This window comes from Achromobacter kerstersii (assembly GCF_902859595.1).
Taxonomy (GTDB): Bacteria; Pseudomonadota; Gammaproteobacteria; order Burkholderiales; family Burkholderiaceae_B; genus Achromobacter; species Achromobacter kerstersii.
Map to the genome: position 1 here is coordinate 94659 of NZ_CADIJQ010000005.1, position 22140 is coordinate 116798.

At 64.9% G+C, this 22140-nt stretch carries 25 protein-coding genes; 11 read left to right on the forward strand and 14 right to left on the reverse strand.

Annotated features, from left to right (window positions below; all coding sequences use genetic code 11):
* Positions 1-82: 82 nt before the first annotated feature.
* Together hslV and hslU are read left to right on the forward strand one after the other, a co-directional pair.
* Complete coding sequence (gene hslV, locus HV765_RS16225) at positions 83-622, forward strand: ATP-dependent protease subunit HslV (protein WP_006216412.1); 540 nt, start codon at positions 83-85, stop codon at positions 620-622.
* 82 nt (positions 623-704) lie between these two features.
* On the forward strand, positions 705-2039 hold the full coding sequence (gene hslU, locus HV765_RS16230; protein ID WP_175170352.1) for an ATP-dependent protease ATPase subunit HslU: 1335 nt from the start codon (positions 705-707) through the stop codon (positions 2037-2039).
* Between the two features lie 240 nt (positions 2040-2279).
* Here the strand turns inward: hslU and HV765_RS16235 are convergent, their stop codons facing one another.
* The gene (locus HV765_RS16235) at positions 2280-2585 is read right to left on the reverse strand and encodes a copper-binding protein (RefSeq protein WP_006216414.1); all 306 of its coding nucleotides are present in this window, start codon (positions 2583-2585) and stop codon (positions 2280-2282) included.
* A gap of 211 nt (positions 2586-2796) precedes the next feature.
* On the opposite strand from HV765_RS16235, the gene HV765_RS16240 reads away from it, so the two are divergent.
* Genes HV765_RS16240 through rfbC form a run of 5 tightly spaced genes read left to right on the forward strand, consistent with a single transcriptional unit; the run spans position 2797 to position 6794 of the window.
* Positions 2797-3351 carry a cob(I)yrinic acid a,c-diamide adenosyltransferase gene (locus tag HV765_RS16240; RefSeq protein WP_175170508.1) on the forward strand — a complete coding sequence of 185 codons (555 nt, stop codon included), beginning with the start codon at positions 2797-2799 and terminating at the stop codon, positions 3349-3351.
* Between the two features lie 48 nt (positions 3352-3399).
* Entirely contained in the window at positions 3400-4461 is a 1062-nt protein-coding gene (rfbB, locus tag HV765_RS16245; RefSeq protein ID WP_054420761.1) for a dTDP-glucose 4,6-dehydratase, read from the forward strand.
* Between the two features lies 1 nt (position 4462).
* The gene (rfbD, locus tag HV765_RS16250; protein WP_175170353.1) at positions 4463-5371 is read left to right on the forward strand and encodes a dTDP-4-dehydrorhamnose reductase; all 909 of its coding nucleotides are present in this window, start codon (positions 4463-4465) and stop codon (positions 5369-5371) included.
* Positions 5368-6252 (forward strand): glucose-1-phosphate thymidylyltransferase RfbA, encoded by an 885-nt coding sequence (gene rfbA / locus HV765_RS16255; RefSeq protein WP_054420763.1) that lies wholly within the window; start codon positions 5368-5370, stop codon positions 6250-6252. The genes rfbD and rfbA overlap by 4 nt, the downstream gene beginning before the upstream one ends.
* Complete coding sequence (gene rfbC / locus HV765_RS16260) at positions 6252-6794, forward strand: dTDP-4-dehydrorhamnose 3,5-epimerase (RefSeq protein ID WP_175170354.1); 543 nt, start codon at positions 6252-6254, stop codon at positions 6792-6794. The genes rfbA and rfbC overlap by 1 nt, the downstream gene beginning before the upstream one ends.
* Here rfbC and lipA read toward each other — a convergent pair whose 3' ends face one another.
* The gene (gene lipA / locus HV765_RS16265) at positions 6795-7805 is read right to left on the reverse strand and encodes a lipoyl synthase (RefSeq protein ID WP_175170355.1); all 1011 of its coding nucleotides are present in this window, start codon (positions 7803-7805) and stop codon (positions 6795-6797) included.
* A gap of 327 nt (positions 7806-8132) precedes the next feature.
* Here lipA and HV765_RS16270 point away from each other — a divergent pair, with 327 nt between their 5' ends.
* Positions 8133-8945, forward strand: a complete 813-nt coding sequence (locus tag HV765_RS16270) for a substrate-binding domain-containing protein (protein ID WP_054421356.1) — start codon at positions 8133-8135, stop codon at positions 8943-8945.
* A 76-nt stretch (positions 8946-9021) separates the two neighbouring features.
* Here the strand turns inward: HV765_RS16270 and HV765_RS16275 are convergent, their stop codons facing one another.
* The 10 genes from HV765_RS16275 to HV765_RS16320 form a co-directional block, all read right to left on the reverse strand.
* Positions 9022-9741 carry a tetratricopeptide repeat protein gene (locus tag HV765_RS16275; RefSeq protein ID WP_054420766.1) on the reverse strand — a complete coding sequence of 240 codons (720 nt, stop codon included), beginning with the start codon at positions 9739-9741 and terminating at the stop codon, positions 9022-9024.
* Positions 9728-10447, reverse strand: a complete 720-nt coding sequence (gene lipB, locus HV765_RS16280; RefSeq protein WP_175170356.1) for a lipoyl(octanoyl) transferase LipB — start codon at positions 10445-10447, stop codon at positions 9728-9730. Before lipB ends, HV765_RS16275 begins: the two co-directional genes overlap by 14 nt.
* An 11-nt stretch (positions 10448-10458) precedes the next feature.
* On the reverse strand, positions 10459-10731 hold the full coding sequence (locus HV765_RS16285; protein WP_006216435.1) for a YbeD family protein: 273 nt from the start codon (positions 10729-10731) through the stop codon (positions 10459-10461).
* Between the two features lie 161 nt (positions 10732-10892).
* On the reverse strand, positions 10893-11759 hold the full coding sequence (locus HV765_RS16290; RefSeq protein WP_175170357.1) for a D-amino acid aminotransferase: 867 nt from the start codon (positions 11757-11759) through the stop codon (positions 10893-10895).
* 130 nt (positions 11760-11889) lie between these two features.
* Positions 11890-13152, reverse strand: a complete 1263-nt coding sequence (locus HV765_RS16295; RefSeq protein WP_156336314.1) for a D-alanyl-D-alanine carboxypeptidase family protein — start codon at positions 13150-13152, stop codon at positions 11890-11892.
* 153 nt (positions 13153-13305) lie between these two features.
* On the reverse strand, positions 13306-13962 hold the full coding sequence (locus HV765_RS16300) for an alpha/beta hydrolase (RefSeq protein WP_054420769.1): 657 nt from the start codon (positions 13960-13962) through the stop codon (positions 13306-13308).
* Positions 13963-13995: 33 nt separating this feature from the next.
* Positions 13996-14697, reverse strand: a complete 702-nt coding sequence (locus HV765_RS16305) for an ABC-type transport auxiliary lipoprotein family protein (protein ID WP_175170358.1) — start codon at positions 14695-14697, stop codon at positions 13996-13998.
* A complete protein-coding gene (locus HV765_RS16310; RefSeq protein WP_054420771.1) occupies positions 14694-15650 on the reverse strand; it encodes an MlaD family protein in 957 nt (318 codons plus the stop codon). The genes HV765_RS16305 and HV765_RS16310 overlap by 4 nt, the downstream gene beginning before the upstream one ends.
* The gene (locus HV765_RS16315) at positions 15637-16476 is read right to left on the reverse strand and encodes an ABC transporter ATP-binding protein (RefSeq protein ID WP_054420772.1); all 840 of its coding nucleotides are present in this window, start codon (positions 16474-16476) and stop codon (positions 15637-15639) included. The genes HV765_RS16310 and HV765_RS16315 overlap by 14 nt, the downstream gene beginning before the upstream one ends.
* Positions 16476-17606 carry an MlaE family ABC transporter permease gene (locus HV765_RS16320; RefSeq protein ID WP_175170359.1) on the reverse strand — a complete coding sequence of 377 codons (1131 nt, stop codon included), beginning with the start codon at positions 17604-17606 and terminating at the stop codon, positions 16476-16478. Before HV765_RS16320 ends, HV765_RS16315 begins: the two co-directional genes overlap by 1 nt.
* 95 nt (positions 17607-17701) lie before the next feature.
* Between HV765_RS16320 and HV765_RS16325 the strand changes: the two genes are divergently transcribed.
* The 3 genes from HV765_RS16325 to HV765_RS16335 are packed head-to-tail and all read left to right on the forward strand — an operon-like array spanning position 17702 to position 19533.
* A complete protein-coding gene (locus tag HV765_RS16325; RefSeq protein ID WP_175170360.1) occupies positions 17702-18553 on the forward strand; it encodes a biotin--[acetyl-CoA-carboxylase] ligase in 852 nt (283 codons plus the stop codon).
* Positions 18550-19356, forward strand: a complete 807-nt coding sequence (locus HV765_RS16330) for a type III pantothenate kinase (RefSeq protein ID WP_175170361.1) — start codon at positions 18550-18552, stop codon at positions 19354-19356. Before HV765_RS16325 ends, HV765_RS16330 begins: the two co-directional genes overlap by 4 nt.
* A 12-nt stretch (positions 19357-19368) precedes the next feature.
* Positions 19369-19533 (forward strand): hypothetical protein, encoded by a 165-nt coding sequence (locus tag HV765_RS16335; protein ID WP_175170362.1) that lies wholly within the window; start codon positions 19369-19371, stop codon positions 19531-19533.
* 88 nt (positions 19534-19621) lie between these two features.
* Here HV765_RS16335 and HV765_RS16340 read toward each other — a convergent pair whose 3' ends face one another.
* Together HV765_RS16340 and waaC are read right to left on the reverse strand one after the other, a co-directional pair.
* Positions 19622-20920 (reverse strand): 3-deoxy-D-manno-octulosonic acid transferase, encoded by a 1299-nt coding sequence (locus tag HV765_RS16340; protein WP_175170363.1) that lies wholly within the window; start codon positions 20918-20920, stop codon positions 19622-19624.
* Position 20921: 1 nt separating this feature from the next.
* Complete coding sequence (gene waaC, locus HV765_RS16345; RefSeq protein WP_175170364.1) at positions 20922-21959, reverse strand: lipopolysaccharide heptosyltransferase I; 1038 nt, start codon at positions 21957-21959, stop codon at positions 20922-20924.
* Positions 21960-22140: the final 181 nt, after the last annotated feature.

Sequence of the window (22140 nt, forward strand, 5' to 3'; positions counted from 1 at the left end):
ATGGCCTTTTTTACTTGCGGTCACCCGCCCGCTTGATTTCCCTGGATCTGCCCCCAGCTAGTCCTTTCAAAGGAAGGAACGCATGGAACAATTTCACGCCACCACCATCGTGTGTGTGCGCCGCGGCAACCGCGTCGCGCTCGGAGGCGATGGCCAGGTCACCCTGGGCAACATCGTCGTCAAGGGCACGGCCCGCAAAATCCGCCGCCTGTACCACGACAAGATCCTGGCCGGTTTCGCCGGCGCCACCGCCGACGCATTCACGTTGCAGGAACGCTTCGAAGCCAAACTTGAAAAGCATCAGGGCAACCTGATGCGCGCTGCGGTTGAACTCACCCGCGACTGGCGCACCGACCGCGTCCTGCGCCGCCTGGAAGCCATGCTGATCGTGGCCGACACCGAGCACACGCTGGTGCTCACCGGCAACGGCGACGTCCTGGAACCCGAACACGGCCTGGCCGCCATCGGCTCCGGCGGCGCGTATGCCCAGTCAGCCGCGCTGGCGCTGTTGCGCAACACCGAGCTGTCGCCCGAGGCCGTCGTCAAGCAATCGCTGGAAATCGCCGGCGACCTCTGCATCTACACCAATCAGAACCACGTCATCGAAACGCTGGGCGACTGACGCCCGACACGCGGCGCGCGGGGCACGCCCCTCGCGCCGCGGCCGCTTCCCCAGCCCGCTCTAGCTTCAAGGATTCGCCCTCATGTCCGCATCCAACATGACGCCCGGAGAGATCGTCTCCGAACTCGACAAATACATCGTCGGCCAGAACCGCGCCAAGCGCGCGGTGGCGGTCGCCCTGCGCAACCGCTGGCGCCGCCAGCAGGTCGCGGAACCGCTGCGCCACGAAATCCACCCCAAGAACATCCTGATGATCGGCCCCACCGGCGTGGGCAAGACCGAAATCGCCCGCCGCCTGGCCAAGCTGGCCAACGCGCCCTTCATCAAGATCGAAGCCACCAAGTTCACGGAAGTGGGCTATGTGGGCCGCGACGTCGACACCATCATCCGCGACCTGACCGAATACTCGATCAAGCAAACGCGTGAACTGGAAATGCGCCGCGTGCGCACCCAGGCTGAAGACGCCGCCGAAGACCGCATCCTGGACGCCCTGGTCCCGCCCGCCCGCAGCGCCTCTGGCGAGCCGGAACGCGGCGAAGACAACAGCGCCCGCCAGACCTTCCGCAAGCGCCTGCGCGAAGGCAAGATCGACGATCTGGAAATTGAGATCGAAATCGCCCAAGCCGCGCCGCAAATGGACGTCATGACGCCTCCCGGCATGGAAGAAATGGCCGAGCAACTGCGCGGCATGTTCGCCGGCATGGCTCGCGACAAGAAGAAATCCAAGAAGATGAAGGTGCGTGAAGCCTTCAAACTGATCGTCGACGAAGAAGCCGCCAAACGCGTCAACGAAGAAGACCTGCGCACCGTCGCGATCAACAACGTTGAACAGAACGGCATCGTCTTCCTGGACGAAATCGACAAGATCGCTGCCCGCCAGGAATCGGGCGGCGCCGACGTGTCGCGCCAAGGCGTGCAACGCGACCTGCTGCCGCTGGTTGAAGGCACCACGGTCAACACGCGCTACGGCATGGTCCGCACGGACCACATCCTGTTCATCGCGTCGGGCGCCTTCCACCTGGCCCGCCCGTCGGATTTGATCCCGGAATTGCAAGGCCGCTTCCCGATTCGCGTCGAACTGGAATCGCTGACCGCCGAAGACTTCGTGCGCATCCTGTCCGACACGGACGCCTCGCTGACCAAGCAGTACACCGCCTTGATGGCGACGGAAGACGTGCAGCTGGAATTCACGGATGAAGGCGTGCGCCGCCTGGCCGAACTGGCCTACGACGTCAACGAAACCACCGAGAACATCGGCGCCCGCCGCCTGTACACGGTGATGGAGAAGCTGCTGGACGAGCTGTCATTCGACGCCACCTCCAGCCAGGACAAGCACGTCACCATCGACGCGGCCTACGTCAATTCGCAATTGGCCGAAGCCGCCAGCAGCCAGGATCTGGCGCGCTACGTGCTGTAAGCCGGGATGGGCACGGGGCCGGGTCTTACGATTCAATCAGCCCCGACCCTCCATCGGCAAAAAGCCGCTTGCCGCGTGATTGCGGTAAGCGGCTTTTTTATGGGAGCGGGGTCAGGTCGCGGTCTTCAGGTCGTCGATGTTTAGGTCGTCGATGTTTAGGTCGTCGCTTTTAGGTCGCCGTTCTCAGGTCGTAATCTTCAGACCGATATCTTCAAGACCGCGAGCCCCAATTTGTGATCTTCAGTTCGTAATCGCCGTCACCACGTACTTGCCATCCTTGCGCGTCGCGGTGAAGCGCACCTTGTCGCCCGCCTTGATCTTGGCCAGCAAGGCCGGATCGGCGTCGTACACCAGCGTCATGGCCGGCAAGTCCAGCGCCTTGATCTCATCGTGCTTGATCGTCACCTTGCCCGCCGCCGGGTCCACGCGCCGCACTTCCCCGCTGGCGTCGGCCTGCTGCGCAAACGCCAGCGGCGTCGCCAGCGACACAACGGCCATCGCGGTCGCGACAGCCATGGGCATTGCATATTTGCGGTCAAAAGCCATACAGGCATCCTCCATTGACAGCGAAAGCCAAAGAGCCGGAACACACCGCCCTTCCCGCTTTCCACAATGCTAGGATACCGCCGTTATGAAACAGTTCCTGCGGCAGAACGCAACAATCCTGACGGTTGATTGCGAACCGGCCCCTCTCTCCTGGGCGCCCGCTTACCGCTGGACGCAACCCCCCACATTTATCCAATTCAGGACGTTTCCCATGGCCAACCGCTTATCTGTCATTGCCACCCGCACGGGAGACGACGGCACCACCGGGCTGGGGGACGGATCACGCACTCCCAAGGACGCGCCGCGCATCGCTGCGTTGGGTGATGTGGATGAGCTGAACAGCGTCATCGGCGTGCTGCTGGCGGAACCGCTGCCGCCCGAGATCTCGATTGATCTGATGGCGATCCAGCACGACCTGTTCGACATGGGCGCGGAACTCTGCATCCCGGGGCACACGGCTGTCAGCGACGAACAGGTCGCCCGCCTGGACGCGCGCCTGGCGCATTACAACGGGTCGCTGACGCCCTTGCGCGAGTTCATCCTGCCCGGCGGCACGCGGGCCGCGGCGCAGGCGCATGTTGCGCGGACGGTTTGCCGAAGAGCCGAACGGGCCGTGGTGGCGTTAGCGGGAGTTGAGGCGGTGAACCCGCCGGTGCGGCAGTATTTGAACCGGCTGTCGGATCTGATGTTTGTGTTGGCGAGATGTATAAACCAACATGCGGGACAAAAAGATACGTTCTGGGCAAGCGCTCAGGCGCGCCGATAGGTTGCGGCCGGCATACGCCGGACGCCATCGGCCAAGGGTTTGAGGCATATGAGCATTATTGTCACCGGCGGGGCCGGCTTCATTGGGTCCAATTTCGTCTTGGATTGGCTCGCGCGCAGCGACGAACCCGTCATCACCCTGGATAAACTGACCTACGCCGGCAATCTGGACAATTTGGCCTCATTGGCGGGTGACCCTCGCCATCGCTTCGTCCACGGCGACATCGCCGATCAGACAGCCGTCCTGAATCTGCTGTATACGCATCGCCCACGGGCGCTGATCAATTTCGCCGCCGAAACCCATGTCGACCGGTCCATCGCCGATCCGGAGGCATTCATCCAAGCCAATGTGCTGGGCACCTTCCATCTATTGGAAGCCACGCGCAGCTACTGGTCCACCTTGGATGCAGCAGGCAGGAATGAATTCCGCTTCCTGCATGTCTCGACCGACGAAGTCTATGGCTCGCTGGAAGACGACGGTACGCCATTCACCGAACAGACCCGCTACGCGCCCAATAGCCCGTATTCCGCCAGCAAGGCCGCCAGCGATCACTTCGTTCGCGCCTATCATCAGACCTACGGTCTGCCCGTACTGACGTCCAATTGCTCCAACAATTACGGCCCTCGGCAGTTTCCGGAAAAACTGATCCCGCTGATCATCCACCATGCCTTCGCCGGCAAACCCCTGCCGATCTATGGAGATGGCTTGCAGCGGCGGGATTGGTTGTACGTCTCCGATCATTGCGACGCCATCCGCAGAATGCTCGAGGCTGGCACGCCCGGCGCCACGTACAACGTAGGCGGATGGAACGAAATGACCAATCTGGACCTGGTGCGCGGACTTTGCCGGCGTCTGGACGAATTGCGGCCGCGAGCCGATGGAAAGCCCTATGCGGATCAACTCGTCCTCGTCCCCGATCGGGCGGGTCACGATCGCCGTTACGCGGTCGATGCCTCGCGACTGCAACGCGAACTAGGTTGGATGCCGGCAGAAACATTCGAGTCAGGCATCGAAAAGACGGTGCAGTGGTATCTGCAAGAGACTCAGTGGGTCGCCAATGTCGCCAGTGGCGCCTATCGCAAGTTCCCTGTGCCTTGCAACGGGAGCTAGCGTGAAGATCCTGTTGCTGGGCAAGGCGGGGCAGATTGGCCGGGAATTGCGGCGCACCTTGCCCGCCCTGGGGGAGTTCGTGTCTCTGGGACGCGAAAATGTTGATTTGTGCAATCAGCAAGCCCTTCGCAACGCGATGTCGGCCCACCAGCCTGATGTCATCGTCAACGCGGCGGGCTACACCGCCGTTGATCTGGCGGAATCGCATCGGGAAACTGCCGATTTGGTCAATGCCCAGGCCGTCGCCACGCTGGCCCGCTACGCCAAAGACGCGAGCGCCCTGCTGGTTCACTATTCCACCGACTATGTGTTCGACGGCGCCAGCACTGCGGCTTATACCGAGACCGACACGCCATCGCCCCTAAATGTGTATGGCGTCACCAAGCTTGCCGGGGAAGCCGCCATCGCGGCCAGCACATGCGATGCGCTGATTTTGCGCTGCAGCTGGGTCTATGCGATGCACGGTCAGAATTTCCCGAACACGATCTTGCGCCTCGCGCGCGAGCGCGACAGGCTGGAGGTCGTTGCGGATCAAATCGGCACACCCACATCTGCGGCACTCATCGCGGCCATCACCCAGCGCGCCATCGAAGGGCGTCGCCGAAATGTGCTGGCAAGTGGCATCTATCACCTGGCGGCAAGCGGCGCGACAAGCTGGCACGCTTACGCACAGTACCTGGTTGCGGGCGCAGCCGCACGCGGGATGCCGTTACGGCTGTCACCCGACAGCATCCGCGCCGTCACGTCGGCAGACTACCGTGCCGCAGCAACCCGCCCTCATAATTCCCGGCTGAACACCTCCCTGCTTACCGGCGCGCTAGGCCTGCAATTACCGGACTGGACGCAAGGGGTTGACGGCTTGTTGGATCAACTTTCAGAACGAGCAAAATGCGGCGCACACAACCCATGACACGCAAAGGCATCGTCCTGGCAGGCGGTTCCGGCGCCCGCCTGCATCCGGCTACGCTCGCGATCAGCAAACAATTGCTGCCCGTCTTCGACAAGCCAATGATCTACTACCCGCTCACCACCCTGATGCTGGCAGGCGTGCGCGATATTTTGATCATCTCCACCCCGCAGGACACCCCTCGTTTTCAGCAACTGCTGCAAGATGGGTCGCAATGGGGTTTGAACCTGCAATATGCCGTCCAGCCGTCGCCTGAGGGCCTGGCTCAGGCTTTTCTGATCGGTGCCTCTTTCATTGGCCAAGGGCCTTGCGCGCTGGTATTGGGCGACAACATTTTCTATGGCCACGAACTGCCCAAACTGCTGCAACGCGCCAATGCGCGAACGGAAGGCGCAACCGTATTCACCTACCATGTCCAGGACCCGCAACGCTATGGCGTGGCCGAGTTCAACCAGGATGGCAAGGTACTGTCCATTGAAGAAAAACCTGCCCAGCCGCGTTCCAACTACGCCGTGACCGGCCTATATTTCTACGACAACCATGTGATCGATATCGCCCGCAGCATCCGGCCATCCGCGCGCGGCGAGCTCGAAATCACCGACGTGAACCAGCGCTACCTTGAACAGGGCTCGCTCGCCGTGGAAATCATGGGCCGCGGCTTCGCCTGGCTGGATACGGGCACGCACGAATCGTTGCTGGAAGCCAGCCAGTTCATTGCGACCCTTGAGCACCGCCAAGGGTTGAAAGTGGCATGCCCGGAAGAAATCGCCTATCGGCAGCAATGGATTACCGCCGAGGCGCTGGCGAGGCTAGCTGCGCCGTTATCGAAAAGCGGCTACGGCGAATACCTGAATCGCGTCCTCAAGGACAAGGTGGTGTTCTGATGAAAGCCTTCCCGCAAGCGCTGCCAGAGGTCTTGCTACTGGAACCCCGTGTGTTCAGCGACGAACGTGGTTTTTTCTTCGAGAGCTTCAATGAGCGAGCGTTCGAAGCCGCCACGGGGTTGCAGCGCCACTTCGTGCAGGACAATCACTCACGTTCGATTCGAGGCGTACTGCGCGGCTTGCACTATCAGCTTGAACAGCCGCAGGGAAAACTCGTGCGCGTCTGCGTGGGAGAGATCTTTGATGTTGCGGTAGACGTGCGGCGCGGGTCGCCCACGTTCGGGCAATGGGCCGGCGCGTATCTTAGCGCCGAGAACAAGCGCCAGTTGTGGATACCCGAAGGGTACGCACACGGCTTTCTGACGTTGTCGGAATCTGCCGAAGTGCTATACCGGGCCACGAACTACTATGCTCCGGAATTTGAACGCTGCATCCGCTGGGATGACCCCGATCTGGCTATCGCGTGGCCCGGCAGCGAAACGCCGCTGCTGTCCCAAAAGGACCGCCACGGCGTATCGCTGAAAAATGCCCAACTGGGCTGATCAATTCACCCCAGCCGCATGCGCCTGTTCATCCGCATGGTACGAAGACCGCACCATCGCCCCCACCGCCGCATGCGAGAACCCCATCGCATACGCCTCACGTTCAAACATCGCGAATGTATCCGGGTGCACATACCGCAGCACGGGCAAGTGATGCTCTGACGGCTGCAGATACTGGCCGATCGTCAGCATATCCACGTTGTGTTCGCGCATATCCCGCATCACTTCCAGGATTTCCTCATCCGTTTCACCCAAACCCAGCATCAGCCCTGACTTGGTGGCGACTTCAGGATGCAGCTTCTTGAACTCGGCCAGCAGCTTCAGGGAGTGCATGTAGTCCGAACCCGGGCGTGCCTGCTTGTACAGACGCGGCACGGTTTCCAGGTTGTGGTTCATGACGTCCGGGGGGCCGGCGTTCAGGATGGTCAGTGCGCGGTCCAGGCGGCCGCGGAAGTCGGGCACCAGCACTTCAATACGGGTTGTGGGCGACAGTTCGCGGATGCGCGTGATGCAGTCCACGAAGTGGCCGGCGCCGCCGTCGCGCAGGTCGTCGCGGTCAACCGAGGTGATGACCACATACGACAGCTTCAGCGCGGCGATGGTGCGCGCGAGGTTCTCGGGTTCTTTGGTGTCCAGCGGGTCGGGGCGGCCATGGCCCACATCACAGAACGGGCAGCGGCGGGTGCACTTGTCGCCCATGATCATGAACGTGGCAGTGCCCTTGCCGAAGCATTCGCCGATGTTGGGGCAGGACGCTTCTTCGCACACCGTGTGCAGGTTGTGCTCGCGCAGGATGCGTTTGATGTCGTAGAAGCGCGAGCCGGGCGCGGCGGCCTTCACGCGAATCCACTCAGGCTTCTTCAGGCGCTCGGCCGGAACGATCTTGATGGGGATGCGTGCCGTCTTGGCCTGCGATTTCTGTTTTTGCGTCGGATCGTAGACGGCTTCCGCGGGAGCGGCCGCAGCGGCGGATTCGTTCGAGGGGACAGGGGACTCGGCGAGCGTGGACATTGGGCACCTTCAAAACCGGTGCGCAAAGCGGCCCGGTCTGAGACAAAAAAGGCATTTTACCCTTCGCCGCCCGAGTACGCCCGAAGGCGTGGGGCCAGGGGTCCGGAGCTTGGAGCTTGGAGCTTGGAGCTTGGGGCTTGGAGCTTGGGGCTTGGGGCGTGGGGCCTGGGGTCCGGAGCTAGGGGCTAGGGGCGTAAGGCGATGCGCGACGGGCTAGGGGCTACGGGCGCTGGGCGCCCGACGTGCACCCAGCGTCGGCGTCCCCCGCAGGCTGGGTTATCGTCTTGCCTGACCAATCCGCTGAAATCCCCCCTCTTTTCCGATCTGATGTCTCTTCTTCCCCCGCCCCGCCTCGTCGCCCTGATCGCCCCCCGCCTGGATACCGGCCCCATGAGCCGGGCCATTCAGGCCTGTGCGGAACGGTTGGCGCCCGAGGGCTATTTCCTTGCGGCGGGCCCCTGGCACGACCCCGCCATGCTGCCGCAGCTGGCCGCCTTGCAACCGGCCGCCGCACTCGTCATGGGTCCGCTGGACGAGCCGGCCTTGCGCGCCGGACTGGCTGCGCTGGAAATACCGGTGGTGGAAACCTGGAACGCCTCGGCGCATCCCCTGGACACCGCAGTTGTCATCGACAACGAAGAGGCGGGCCGGGCCGCTGCGCGCCATCTGGCCGAAAAGCGGCACGCCATGGTGGCTTGCATCAGCGCTGACAATCCGTGGGAACGCGCGCGGCGCCAGGGTTTCATCAGCGCGGCGGCCGGGCTGGGTCTGGATCGGGTGGCGGATATCGTGCAGCCCGAAGTGCTGCAGATGAATGACGGCCGCATGGCCTTCTTGCGCTTGCTGGCCACCAATACGATCTTCGACGCGGTGTTTTGCACGTCGGACCTGCTGGCCGCGGCCGCGGTGTCAGAAGCGCACAACCGCGACTTGCACGTGCCGCAAGACCTGGCGGTGTTGGGGTTTACGGACGACGGCAGCGCCGCGCAATGGGCGCAGGGGCTGACGACGCTGGGCGTGGATGCCGCCGAGCTAGGCCGGCGTGCGGCGCAAGTGCTGCTGGACCGCCTGCAGGGCGAACTGGCGCCCGGCCAGCATCAAACGCTGGATGTCACGTTTGAGACGCGGCTAAGCACGTAATTGAACGCGGCTGAGCGCCTACTTTGATACGCGGCTAAGCGCGTGAGCGCCCGTCCCCTCACACCCGCCCGTCCCCTCACCCCTCATACAAGGCCGGAAAGCCGCAATCCTGCAGCATCCTATTCGCCTCGTTCAAAAACGCCGGCGTTGACGTTTCCGGGACTCGAACCAGCCACTGCACGGCTTCTTCCTTCTTGCCGCGCAGCAGCAACAGCCGCCCCAGATGGAACATGCCGCGGAAGTCGCCGCCTTCGGCACAGCGCTGGTAGCAGTCGAACGCGCGTTGCATGTCTTGCTCGACCACGTCGCCCGCTTCGTAGAAGCGTCCGACCACGCCAATGGACTTCACGTGGCCCATCTGCGCTGCCTGCTGGTACAGCGCCAGCGCGGCGGCCTTGTTCTGCGTAACGCCGCCCCGGCCGCTGCGCAGCATGTGCGCGTAGTTGTACATGCCCCAGTCCAGGCCGCGGTCGGCAGCCAAGCGGAACCAGTAGGCGGCGACGGTATCGTCGGCGGGCACGCCCCAGCCGTTTTCGTAACAACGGCCCACCATGTTGATGGCCATCGCGTGGTCTTTATTGGCGGCGCGCTTGAACCACGCCAGGCCTTCTTCGGGCTGGCGGTCAACGCCTACGCCGTCGAGCAGCATCTGGCCATAAATGGTTTGCGCCTCGACCAGCCCGAGCTCAGCCGCAGCATGTATCCAGGCGGCGTAGTCTTCAGCCGGTCCCTCGCGCAATCGGGCCAGCTGTTCGGGCGAGGTCGCGGCGACGTCCGCCGCGCTATACGTTTTCATGTTGATTCCCTCTGCGGCGCCAGGCATCCGCCAGATTCCGGGCCAGCGCATCGCCCACGTCGGTGGGCGTGCGCGTGACGCCACAGGCCGCCATATCGACGGTGCGCAGCCCTTCGTAACCACAGGGGTTGATGCCCAGAAAAGGCGTCAGATCCATCTGCACGTTCAGCGACACGCCGTGATAGGCGCGGCCGTTGCGGATCTTGATGCCCAGCGCGGCAATTTTCGCCAGCTCGCCACGGTGAGGATTCGAGGCGGGGTCCGAGGTGGGGTCCAAGGAGGGGTCCAACGCGGCGTTCAACGGGCAATCCACGGCAGGGTCCGGCACATACACGCCCGGCGCGCCGGGCTTGCGGCAAGCGCCCGCCACGCCATGCTGGGTCAAGGTGTCGATGACCGCGTCCTCCAGCAGCGTGACGTATTCCTTCACATACATATCCACGCGCCGCAGGTCGAACAGCGCGTACGCCATCACTTGCCCGGGGCCGTGATACGTCACCTGGCCGCCGCGGTCGCAATGAACGATGGGAATATTGCCGGGGTTGAGCACATGCTGCGGCAAGCCTGCCTGGCCCAGCGTGTAGACCGGCGCGTGCTCGCACAGCCAGATTTCATCAGGCGTATCGGCGCCACGCTGGTTGGTGTAGGCCTGCATGTCCTGCCAGACCGGCAGGTAGTCCGCCGGCCGAGCGAGCCACTTGATCACGGCAATTCCGATTACAGAACGATGGACACCATCGGATGACCGTGCAGGGCCTTGTACAGGTTGTCCAGCTGCTCGCGCGAAGTGGCGCGCACGATGAACGTCAGGCCCATGTAGTTGCCGCCCTTGCTGGGACGCATCTCGACGGTCGCGGCGTCAAAGCCGGGGTCGAATTGCAGCACGACGTCAGTCAGCGTCTGCGCAAACTCGGGATGCTGCTTGCCCATGACCTTGATGGGAAAGTCGCTGGGATATTCGATAAGCGATTCTTCGGGCGGAATATGCATGAGATTTACCTAGGGAAGTGGTTGCCCCTGAACGTTCTTATATGGGGGCAAGCTGCGCTCAGGCAAGTGCCGCCGGAACGACGGGCGGCGGTAATATCAGCCGCCCGGTGACTCGAACAACGGCGTCGCCTGGGCAGCGTCGCTTATCGGTTGCTGAGGGGTTACAGCGCCGCAATCCGGGCATCATAACCCGCTCGCAATTGCTGAAAAACAGGGCCGGGCTTGCCGGAACCGACCGGTTTGCCGTCCAGCGAAACAATCGCCAGCACTTCCTTGGTGGCTGACGACAGCATCAGCTCGTCGGCGGATTCCACCTCTGCCTGCGTGATGCGGCGCGCCTCGAACGGGATGCCGGCCTCGGCGGCCAGCTCGCCCATCAAGCCGTAGCGGATGCCTTCCAGGATCAGGTTGTTCTTGGGCGGCGCCAGCAGCTTGCCACCGGACACGACCCAGATATTGGTCGACGATCCTTCGGTCAGATAGCCATCGCGGAACTGCACGACTTCGTCGGCATCGGCATCCACCGCCTGCTGCTTCGCCAACACATTGCCCAGCAGCGACACGGATTTGATCTCGCAGTGCAGCCAGCGTTCGTCGGGAATGCTGATGGCGGCAAGACCTTGCGTGCGCTGCTCGGCAGAGGGCGGCGACCATGCCGAAATCATGCCGAACACGGTGGGCGTGACCGGCGTCGCCGGGAACTGGTGGTCGCGTTTGGCCACGCCACGCGTCACTTGCAGGTACACGATGCAGGTGTCGAGACTGGTGCGGGCCAGCAACTGCTCGATCAGGTTGATCCAGCCCTCGCGGTCAAACGGCTGCGCGATCCGCAACGCGGCCAGGCTGCGGTCCAGGCGGTTCAAGTGTTCGGCCATGCGGAACGCATTGCCTTGGTACACGGGCACGACTTCGTAAATGCCATCGCCGAAAATGAAGCCGCGGTCGAGGACGGATACTTTGGCCTCGTCTACACGCAGGAACTCACCATTGAGATACACCTGGCTTTCGCCCGGTACGCCCGGAATCATGAGGCACTCCTGAATTTTCAAAAGTAAGGGACGAACCGCCCGGTCCGCCCCAGAATGGAAAACGGGCGTTTCGCGCACGAAACGCCCGTTGCTAGCTTACACCTGCGGCGGCGCGCGTGGCGCGCTCCGCTTACTGGAACCAGCGCTTGACGGTGTCGACCATGCGGCCGAAGAAGCCGGCGCGTTCGACGGCGTCTTGCACCACCAGCGGTTCGGTGCGCAGCACCTTGCCATCCAGCGTGAATTGCAGCGTGCCCACTTGCTGGCCCTTGGCCAGCGGCGCGATCAGCGGGTCAGTGCGCTGCGCCACCGGCTTCAAGTCGCCAGCCTTGCCACGCGGCACCGCAATCGACACCGGCTTCGGCGGACCCAGCTTGACGTTTTCAGCCGTGCCTTCCCAGACGCGTGCGTCGATACCCGGCTGGCTCTTGTCGAACAGCTTCACGGTGTCGAAGTTCTGGAAGCTCCAGTTCAAGAGCTTCAAGCTTTCTTCGGCGCGCGTGGCTTCGCTGTCGGTGCCCACAACAACGACCAGGATGCGGCGGTCGCCGCGCACGGCGGTCGACACCAGGCAGTAGCCGGCCGAATCGGTGTGACCCGTCTTCATGCCGTCAACGGACGGGTCAGCCCACAGCAAGCGGTTGCGGTTGGGCTGCGTGATCTTGTTGTACGTGTAGCTCTTCTGCTTGTAGTAGTGGAAGAAGTCCGGGTGATCGGTGATCAGGTGCGACGACAGCGTGGCCAGATCGCGCGTGGACGTCATGTGCTGCGGGTCCGGCAGGCCGGTCGCGTTCATGAAGTGCGTGTTCTTCATACCCAGGCGTTCGGCTTCCTGGTTCATCAGCGAGGCGAAGGCGGATTCGCTGCCGCCGACGGCTTCGGCCAACGCCACGGACGCGTCGTTACCCGATTGCACGATCATGCCCTGGTTGAGCTCATCTACCGTGACGGGCTTGCGCGGTTCGATGAACATGCGCGAGCCGCCCGTGCGCCAGGCGTGTTCGGACACCGGAACGGTCTGCTCCAGCGTCAGGCGCTTTTCTTCCAGCGCGTTGAACACGACGTAGGCCGTCATGATCTTGGTCAGCGAGGCCGGCTCAACCTTCATGTCGGGGTTGGACGCGGCCAGCGTCTGACCGCTGTTCACGTCGATGACGATCCACGCCTTGGCTGCGATGGTGGGCGCCGGCACCGCCGACACATCACCCACCGGCACCGCCCCCGAGGCCGTCGGCGCGGGCGCCGTGGCGCCTGCGGCGGCCGGAGCGGCTGCGGGCGCCGTTTGCGCCCAGACCGGCATGGAAGCCGCGAGCATCGCTGACAGCACCGCGCCAGACAACAGGCGGCGGGCAAACACAGCGGGGGATTGAGCGGAGTAAGGCAAATTCTTCATCGGCAACGTGGGTCCAGGAAAGACGCCCGCCGGCGCGGGGCTAATGGCTGACAATTATAGGCAGGCCATTGGACCGCCCCGGCCCGCCGGGGGTTCCTGCCGCATTTAAATCATGCAACCTGATGCAACCTGCGGCCTGGCCGCAACGCGGGTTCAGTCCAGCGCGACCTTCAGGCGGGCTTGCACCAGCTGGCGCAGCACCAGCAGCTTGCCGTGGAAAAAGTGGGATGCGCCCGGCACCACCACCACCGGAATCGAACGCGGACGCGCCCAGTCCATGGCTTCGGACAGCGGCACGACTTCGTCTTCTTCGCCGTGCACCATCAGCGTATCGTCAGGAACCTGCACCTCGTGCGACTGGAAACGGTTCACCGCCGGACCCATCAGCATCAGCGCGGACGGCAACACGGCATCGCCCGCCTCGGCCAGCGCCGCGTAGGTTTGCGCTGCGACCGCGGTACCGAACGAAAAGCCCGCCAGCACCCACGGGGCCGCAGCCAGTTCCGGATGCAGCTCGCGCATTTGCGCGACCACCGCCAGCATGTCCTGCGTTTCGCCTACCGATTTATCGAACTCGCCTTCCGACTGGCCGACGCCACGAAAGTTGGGGCGCACCGCCACCAGGCCATGCTGCACGCAAGCGCGCGACAGCGTGGTGACGACCTTGTTTTCGCGCGCGCCGCCTTGCAGCGGATGCGGATGCAAGACCAGGGCCCAGCCTCGCGGTGTGCCGGCAGGCCAGTCGACAGCGCAATCAATGCGGCCGGCGGCCCCGGTAAAGGCGTGGGTATCAGTACGAGCGGAGGACATGGCAGGACTCAACGTGCAAAAAAGAAAATCGATTCAGTTGGCGGACCGCGAGGGGGCCGAGGATTTGGCGGGAGTATCGAACGCCGGTTCGTATGAAGGCCCGGGCCGGGGGCCGAACCCGCGTCGAGGAGTGGATTCGGGTGCGCCTTGCACCACCCCGGCCAGCCATTGCGCCAGCTGATCGGCGGCCTCATCCGTGGCTTGCCGCAGCGCTGCAACGCCGCCGGCCGCGTCTTGCGTGGGCGCGGGCGCCTGCACCTGGATGCGCTTCTGGTCAACAACCGCACGGCCGTTGAGCAGCACCGCCTGCAACACGACGCGGCCTTCGCTGGACTGGCCGTCTTCGGCAAACACCTGTTCGAACTGCATCAACGACAGCTGCAACTGCGGCATCTGAAGGTTGACGCGATCAGCCAGTACCGGCCCCTGGCGCGACAGACGGTCGGTGATGCGCTGGCGCACCAGCTCCGTCGGCGACGAGGCCCAGCGGACCGTCGCGTACGCCTTGGGCGCGGCGCTGTCGCCCACGCGCCAGATCATGCTGGTGTCCGACAGAGCGGGCGCGGCTTGCAGGCTCATGGCGATTGGCGCGCGTGCGGGCAACGCAGGCACAGGCTTGGCGTCCAACCCCAGGTCGAACACCGAGGGCGGCGCGTTGACGCGGCCAATGCTGCAGCCCGCCAGGGCCGAGGTCATTGTCAGGGTCAGGATCAGTACGGCGCGGCGCATCTTCATTTGGGCTGTCTCCCGAAACCGGCAAATCCGGCTTCGCCGGGTCCGGGCGCAACGGGCGCCGGGCCGAACAAGAACGATTGCGGCGTGCTGTCCACACGGCGCAGGGTGTTGGTGGCGCCGCGCGCAGCTGCGCTGACGTTGGCGGCCATGTTGGTGACGGCGGGCAGGGTCTCGCCATCGAGCCGGGCCGCGGCTAGCGCGATGTCGTTCAAGCTGCGGGTGGCCACCGACAAGGGGCCATCAGGCGCATTCAACCGCGCCAGCGCTTGCCGCGACTGCTGCGCCAGGTCAGCGATTTCGCGCGCGGCGCGATCGGCCTGGCGCGACGTGCTGCCCAGCGAATCCACCAAAGGCCCAAGCTTGGCCAGCGTGGGCCCCAGATTGCGGCTGGCCTCGCGCAGCGACTGCGAGATGTCAGTCGCGTTTTGCAGAGTGGCCGTCAGCGCCTGCACGTTTTGCTCGCTCAACACGCGGCGCAGTTGTTCGGTGGCTTCTTCCACGTTAGATATCAGCTTGCCGCCGCGTTGCTCGATACGGTCCAGAAAGCCCGGGCGCAGCGGAATGGCGGCCGGGTGCTCGGCCGACGACGCCAGCCGCTTGAGCGACGAGCCATCATCGCGCAGTTCCACGTTGGCCATGCCGGTCACGCCCTGCACGCCAAGTTCCGCCCACGTCGATTCGGTGATCGGCGTATTGGGCGCCACGCCGATGCGGATGCGCACCTGGCCCGGCTTGTCGGGGTTCAGCGCCAGCGACTGCACCTTGCCAACGGGCACGCCTTGATAGCGCACGGCCGACTGCGGGTTCAGCCCGCTGACCGCCGTGGCCGAGATGATTTCGTACGGTTGCAGCTTGGTCCGGTCCCGTCCGATCCAGACGGCCACCAACGCGGCGGCGGCCAGCAAGACCAGCGTGAAGATACCGGCCATGAGCGCATGACTACGGTTTTCCATGATGCAATCCCTTCGGCGCCAGATCCCCAAGCGCGCGCAAACCGCGTTCGCCCAGGAAGAATGTGTGAATGAACGGGTGGTCGACCTTCAATACTTCCGGCACCGTGTCGCACACGATCACCCGCTTGTCCGCCAGCACGGCGACACGCGTGGCCAACGCTAGCAGCGTGTCCAGATCGTGCGTCACCATGACGACGGTAAATCCCAACTGCCGGTGCAGGCTGCGCACCAGGTCCACGAATTCATCCGAGCGCAGCGGGTCCAGACCCGCCGTGGGCTCGTCCAAAAACACCAGTTCCGGGTCCAGCGACAGCGCGCGCGCCAGCGCCACACGCTTGACCATGCCGCCAGACAAGTCCGACGGCCGCTTGTCGGCATCTTTCGCCGTCAGCCCCACCATGGCCAGCCGGCACATGACAACGTCGCACACCAAATCTTCAGGCACCGTGCGCAATTCGCGCAGCGGCAAGGCCACATTGTCGAACACCGACAGCGCCGAGAACAGCGCCCCCGCCTGAAACAGCATGCCCCAGCGGTACGACAGGCGCCGGCGTTCACTGGGCGACAGGTCAAACAGCGAATGCCCCAGCACCTTCACCATGCCGGCCGCGGGCCGGTCCAGGCCGATGATCTGGCGCAGCAGCACCGTCTTGCCCGTGCCCGATCCGCCCACCAGCACCAGGATTTCTCCGGGGAAGACGGTCAGGTCCAGATTGTCGTGAACCACGTGGTCGCCGAACGCCGTGCGCAGTCCACGCACCGAAATCACAGGTTCAACCGTGACGCTGTCTTCGTTAAACAGGCGGTTCTGGGCGGCGTTGCTCATCAAATGCCCACCGAGCTGAAGATGATGGCGTACAGCGCGTCCAGCAGGATCACGCCGGTAATCGAGGTCACAACCGACGTGGTGGTGCCGCGCCCCAGGCTTTCGGTATTGGGCTGAATGCGCAAGCCGAAGTGGCACGCGATCAGCGCAATCAGGATGCCGAAGGTCACGCCCTTCAGGATGCCGATCCAGTAATTGGTCAGTGAAATGGCGTCGGGCAGCGACGTCAGGAACCATTGCGCGGACACGCCCAGCTGCATCTGCGCGGCCAGCATGCCGCCCAGGATGGCCATGGCGTCCGTCCACAACACCAGCAGCGGCATGGTGACGGCAAGCGCCACCACGCGCGGCAGAATCAGCCGTTGCCCGTGCGAAATCCCCATGACGAGCATGGCGTCCAATTCCTGCGTGACCCGCATCACGCCGATCTGCGCAGTGATGGCCGAGCCGGACCGCCCCGCCACCAGGATGGCGGCCAGAACCGGGCCCAATTCGCGCACGATGGACACGCCCAGCAGCCGCACGATGAAGCGGTCAGCGCCAATCATCTGTAGTTGCTGCGCGGAAAGATAAGACAGCACGACGCCAATCAGAAAGCCCACCAGCGCTGTGATGCCTAGCGCCTGCGCGCCGGTGCGGTACACCTGCGCGGAAATCTCGCGCCACGGCCCCAGACGCGGCCGGCGCAGCATGCCGCCAAAGTCCAGAATCAGCTGGCCCAGCATGATGAGCAGCGCGCGCCCGTTTTCGGCGGCCTGCAAGATGGCGCCGCCCAACGCGCGGACCCAGCCCAAGGTTTCTGGCTGCGGTGGGGCCGCCTGCATCTCGCCCTTGTTCAGGGCCAGCGCGTTGAACACGTCTTGCTGGCCGGCCGACCAACGCACGCGCTCGGGCAGCTTTTCGCCCCAGGCTTGCCAGATCAGCAAGGCGCCGATGGTGTCCAGCCGGCTGATGCCGTGCAAGTCCCAGCGCGCGCCATCCTGGGCAGCGCGGGCCATCGCCGTGCGGCGGCGTTCGACTTCGCCGGCCTCGGCCAGGGCCAGAACGCTCCAGTCGCCCGCCACATGGCAGACGTTCCCGTCCTGACGGAACGGGGCGGCGGCGGACGCGCGTGAAGCGGAATGCGGCATGAAGGCGGGACACCGATGCAAAATGTATCGCCAATGATAAACGCTTGAGGGCCGAAAGACCGCGAGGTCTGGCCGCGTGCCCTACAATCGCCGCCATGCCCGATCACGTCCGCCCTATCGACCTGCCCGCGCCGGAAACCCTGGCCCGGGAGCTAGGTTCCCGCCTGCCTGCCTTCCAAGACATCGCCTGGACCCGCAGCACCGGCTCGACCAACGCCGACCTGCTGGCCCGTGCCCGCTCGGGCGCCACGGCCGGCAAACCCTGGCTGCTGGGCACCCATCTTCAAGAAACCGGCCGCGGACGCGCCGGACGGCCCTGGCAGAACAGAGAGGGGTCGACGTTGATGTTTTCGTGCGCGTTTGACGTGCATCTGCCCGCCGTGCAACTGCCCGCGCTGTCGCCCTTGGCGGGCGTGGCCGCCTGCGAGGCGCTGCGCGCCGTCGCCGGCCCGCAAGCGGCGGGCCTGTGCATGAAATGGCCCAACGACGTGCAATGGCACGACGCCAAGCTGGCGGGCGTGCTGGTCGAGACGACCCGCAACCCCGGCGGCCGCGAGGCTGGCTACACCGTCGTCATCGGCATGGGCGTGAACCTGACCGACGCCGCCGAGCTGTCCCGCTCGCTGGGCCGCGACGTGGCTGACTGGCAGCAGGTGCAAGCGCAATCCGACCGCCAAACCACCGCTGCCGACCTGATCTGCGCCAGCGCCACCGCCTGGCATGACGCCGTTCAAACACTGGAACGCGAGGGGTTCGCCGCATTCCGACACCGCTTTGATCAGGTGGACGCGCTGGCGGGCCGCCTGGTCAACGTGCTGGAAAAAGGCGATATCCTACTGAGCGGCCCCGCCTGTGGCGTGGACGAACAAGGCCGCCTGCTGGTGCAAACGCCCGAGGGCGCCACACCGATCTCGGTCGGTGAAATTTCGATTCGACGCCAAGCATGATTATTCTTATCGACTCCGGCAACAGCCGTCTCAAGGTGGGTTGGCTGGACGCCAGCAACCCCGACATGCCTCGCGAACCGGCGGCAATCGCCTTCGACGGACTGGATCTGGATGCGCTGGATGGCTGGCTGACCGCCCTGCCGCGCCGCCCCTTGCGCGCGCTGGGCGTGAACGTGGCGGGTGAAGCCCGTGGCACGGCCATCGCCGCCATTCTGCAAAAACATGGTTGCGCCGTCACCTGGTCGCCGTCGCAGGCGACAACGCTGGGGCTGGTCAACAGCTACCGCGTGCCGACGCAACTGGGCGCCGACCGCTGGGCCTCGCTGCTGGGCGTGCTGTCGCGCCTGCCCGGCGCGCACCCGCCCTTCGTCCTGGCCAGTTTCGGCACCGCGACCACCATCGACACCGTCGGCCCCGACAACGTGTTCGCGGGCGGCCTGATCCTGCCCGGCCCCGCGATGATGCGCAACGCGCTGGCCCACGGCACCGCCAACCTGCCGATCGCCAACGGCCAGGTCGTGGCCTACCCCGTCGACACGCACGAGGCCATTGCCTCGGGCATTGCCGCAGCCCAGGCGGGCGCGGTGGTGCGCCAATGGCTGGCCGGCCGCCAACGCTACGGCCAAACGCCGCAGATCTATGCGGCGGGCGGCGGATGGCCCGAAGTGCATCAGGAAATTGAACGCTTGCTGGCAGACGCCGGCGGCGCATTCGGCGCCGCGCCCGTGCCGGTCTACCTGGATCACCCCGTCCTGGACGGCCTGGCCGCCGTCGCGCGCGCCACCCTGGACGCCAACCCCTGAGCAAGGCCCGCCATGCGAGTGCTCTTCATCCTGATCCTGCTGGCAAATTTATGGGTGCTGGCCCTGGGCCAAGGCTGGATCGGCGTGCGGCCTGAGGATGAGGGGCGCGATACGCGCAGGTTCAGCCAGGAGCTGAACCCGGGCGCGGTGACGCTGGTGCCGCGCAAGACGCCTTAGCGGGCCGTCCAGCGCCGCTCGCGGCGCCTTGACCGGTTGGCGTGAACCCGTTCCCGTCGAGGGTTTCGCATCGCGTCTGATCGCGTGATCAGCCCAACCAGGGCGCCAGCGCCTCCATGGTCCGGCGTGTTGCGCCGGCATGCAATTCAAACCAGGCACGCGCCGCGCGGCTTGCGCTGGCGCGGCTGCCCTCATCCCGCAACCAGGCCAACGCCGCATCCACGGCCTGCGCGGGATCGGCCTCCCGCAAGGCCGCGCCCGCCGCCATCGCGTCTTCCGCCGCCTGCTTGAAATTGAACGTGTGTGGTCCCACCACGACCGGCACGCCCGCCGCGCAAGCCTCGATCAGATTCTGTCCGCCCAGCGGCGCAAAGCTGCCCGCCACGATGGCGACGTCCGCCGCGGCGTAATAGAAGGCCATCTCGCCCAGCGTATCGCCCAGCAGCACCGCCGTTTGCGGGTCGGGTCCAGCGCCGCTGCTGCGCCGAACAAACGGCAACCCGGCATCGGCAAGCATTTGAGCCGCCTCGTCAAAGCGTTGCGGGTGGCGCGGGATCAGGATGAACAGCGGGGCACCCGGTTGGCCTTGGTGACGTTTGATCGCATCGATGAACGGCGCATCCTCGCCCTCGCGCGTACTGGCAATGGCGATGACCGGCCGACCCAGCCGCGCGCGCCAGTCCCGGCCCGCCTGGACCTGCGTGGCGGGCAGCATCAGGTCGAACTTCAGGTTTCCCGTAACCACAGGCGTGGGCGCACCGGCCTGCGCCAGCCGCCCCGCGTCCTCGGAAGTCTGCGCCAGCACCTGATCCAGGCCGGCCAACGCCTCACGCATCACACTGCCCATGCGCCTTGCCTGGCGCAGCGACGACTCGGAATACCGGGCGCTGAGCAGCGCCATCGGCACCCTTGCGCGACGCGCGGCGGCGAGCAGATTCGGCCAGATCTCGCGTTCGATCAGCAGGCCGCAGCGCGGTTGGTGGCCAAGCATGAAGCGGCGGGTCGCGCCAGGAAAGTCGTACGGCAGCCACACCTGACGCAGTTGCCCACGGGCGATGGCGTCCGCAAACAAGCGCTGGCCCTCGGCTCGGCCGGTTGCGGTCATGTGAGTCAGCAGCACCGGCAGGCCACGGTCAAGCAGGGCCTGCAGCAGCGGCTGCGCGGCGCGCGTCTCGCCCAGGCTGACGGCGTGCACCCAGACGGGTGCGACCCCTTCGAATTCGGAAGCGGGAGGCGTAGCCGAAGCAGCAGGATCAGGCAGATGGCCGAAGCGTTCGCGCGAAAAGACGTCCCATTGGCCGCCGGCGCGTTTGGCGCGACGCGCCATCCACAGCCACAACAGCGGCGCCAACGCCCGCAATGCCAGCGTATAGACGCCGCGGTTCATATCACTGCGCGGCCAACGCCTGTTCGACGGAGGCCATGACCGCTTCGCGCGATGGCGATGCGCCTCGATCGCCCAGGCTGGCGGTGTAGTTCGAGCCGACCAGCGGCGTGCGGACCGGCGTGGAAGCGCGGTAGATGCCGATGGTGGGGCGGCCCAGGGCGGCCGACAAATGGGTCAGGCCACTGTCCAGACCCACCATCAGGCGCGAACCGGCCAACAGGCGCGCGACCGAGGTCAGGTCCATGCGGGGCATGACTTCGGCGCCATCCATGCCCGCCACCAACAAGCCGGCGCGCTGCGCTTCAGACTCGTTGCCCGCCAGCAGCTTCAGCGTGCAACCGGCCTCGCGCAGACGGCGGAACACCGCGCGCCAGTCGTCTTCCGGCCAGAGTTTGTCGTCGCGGCTGGCCGACGGCATGATCACGGCGTAGCCGCGGTCGGTATCCAGGTGATGCAGGCGCGGAAGTTCGGTGGCGTTCAGGCCGGCGCTGCCGATTTCGAGTACGGGTTCGGGGGCCTGCGTCGCTTGGCGCGCGAAGGCTTGCAGGCCAAAGTCCGGCAAGCCCGCATGCTGGTAGCCAAACGTCAGCCCCGCCAGCTTGCGTTGGCGGATCACGGCGGGTTGCCAGAATTCCACACGATGACGCACGTTGTAGAACAACGAGGCCAGCGGCTCGCGCGCCGAGCGCCAATCCAGGCCGTGGCGAACGCCGCGGGCCTGGCGTACCAGCCACGCGGATTTGAGCAGCGCCTGCATGTCCAGAACGATGTCGTATTGGGTGGAACGCAGACGCTCTTTCAACGCCCTGCGCTCGGCGCGCACCTGCGACGACCACCACGACTTACGCCAGCGGCGATGCGCGACCTTGATGATTTCGTTGACGGCCGGATGCCAGGACGGGATTTCGGCGAATGCTTCCTCGACGATCCAGTCGATCTGTGCGTCCGGGACGTGCCGGGCTATGTCGGTGATAGCCGGCAACATGTGGACGAGGTCGCCCAGGGAGGACGTGCGAACGATGAGAATGCGGGTGGGCATCAACACTGATGATCGTGCAATTGAAGGAGCGAATGTACAACACATCAAGGCCCGAGGGGCAGACTGCCCTGCCGCGTCGAACTGACTATGCAAGGTAGAATTCATTTCATGCGGAGCTTTCCACCCGCGTTGCCGCAAAATGGCATCCTCATTTCACCGACCATTGCCGTCTATCGGCAAA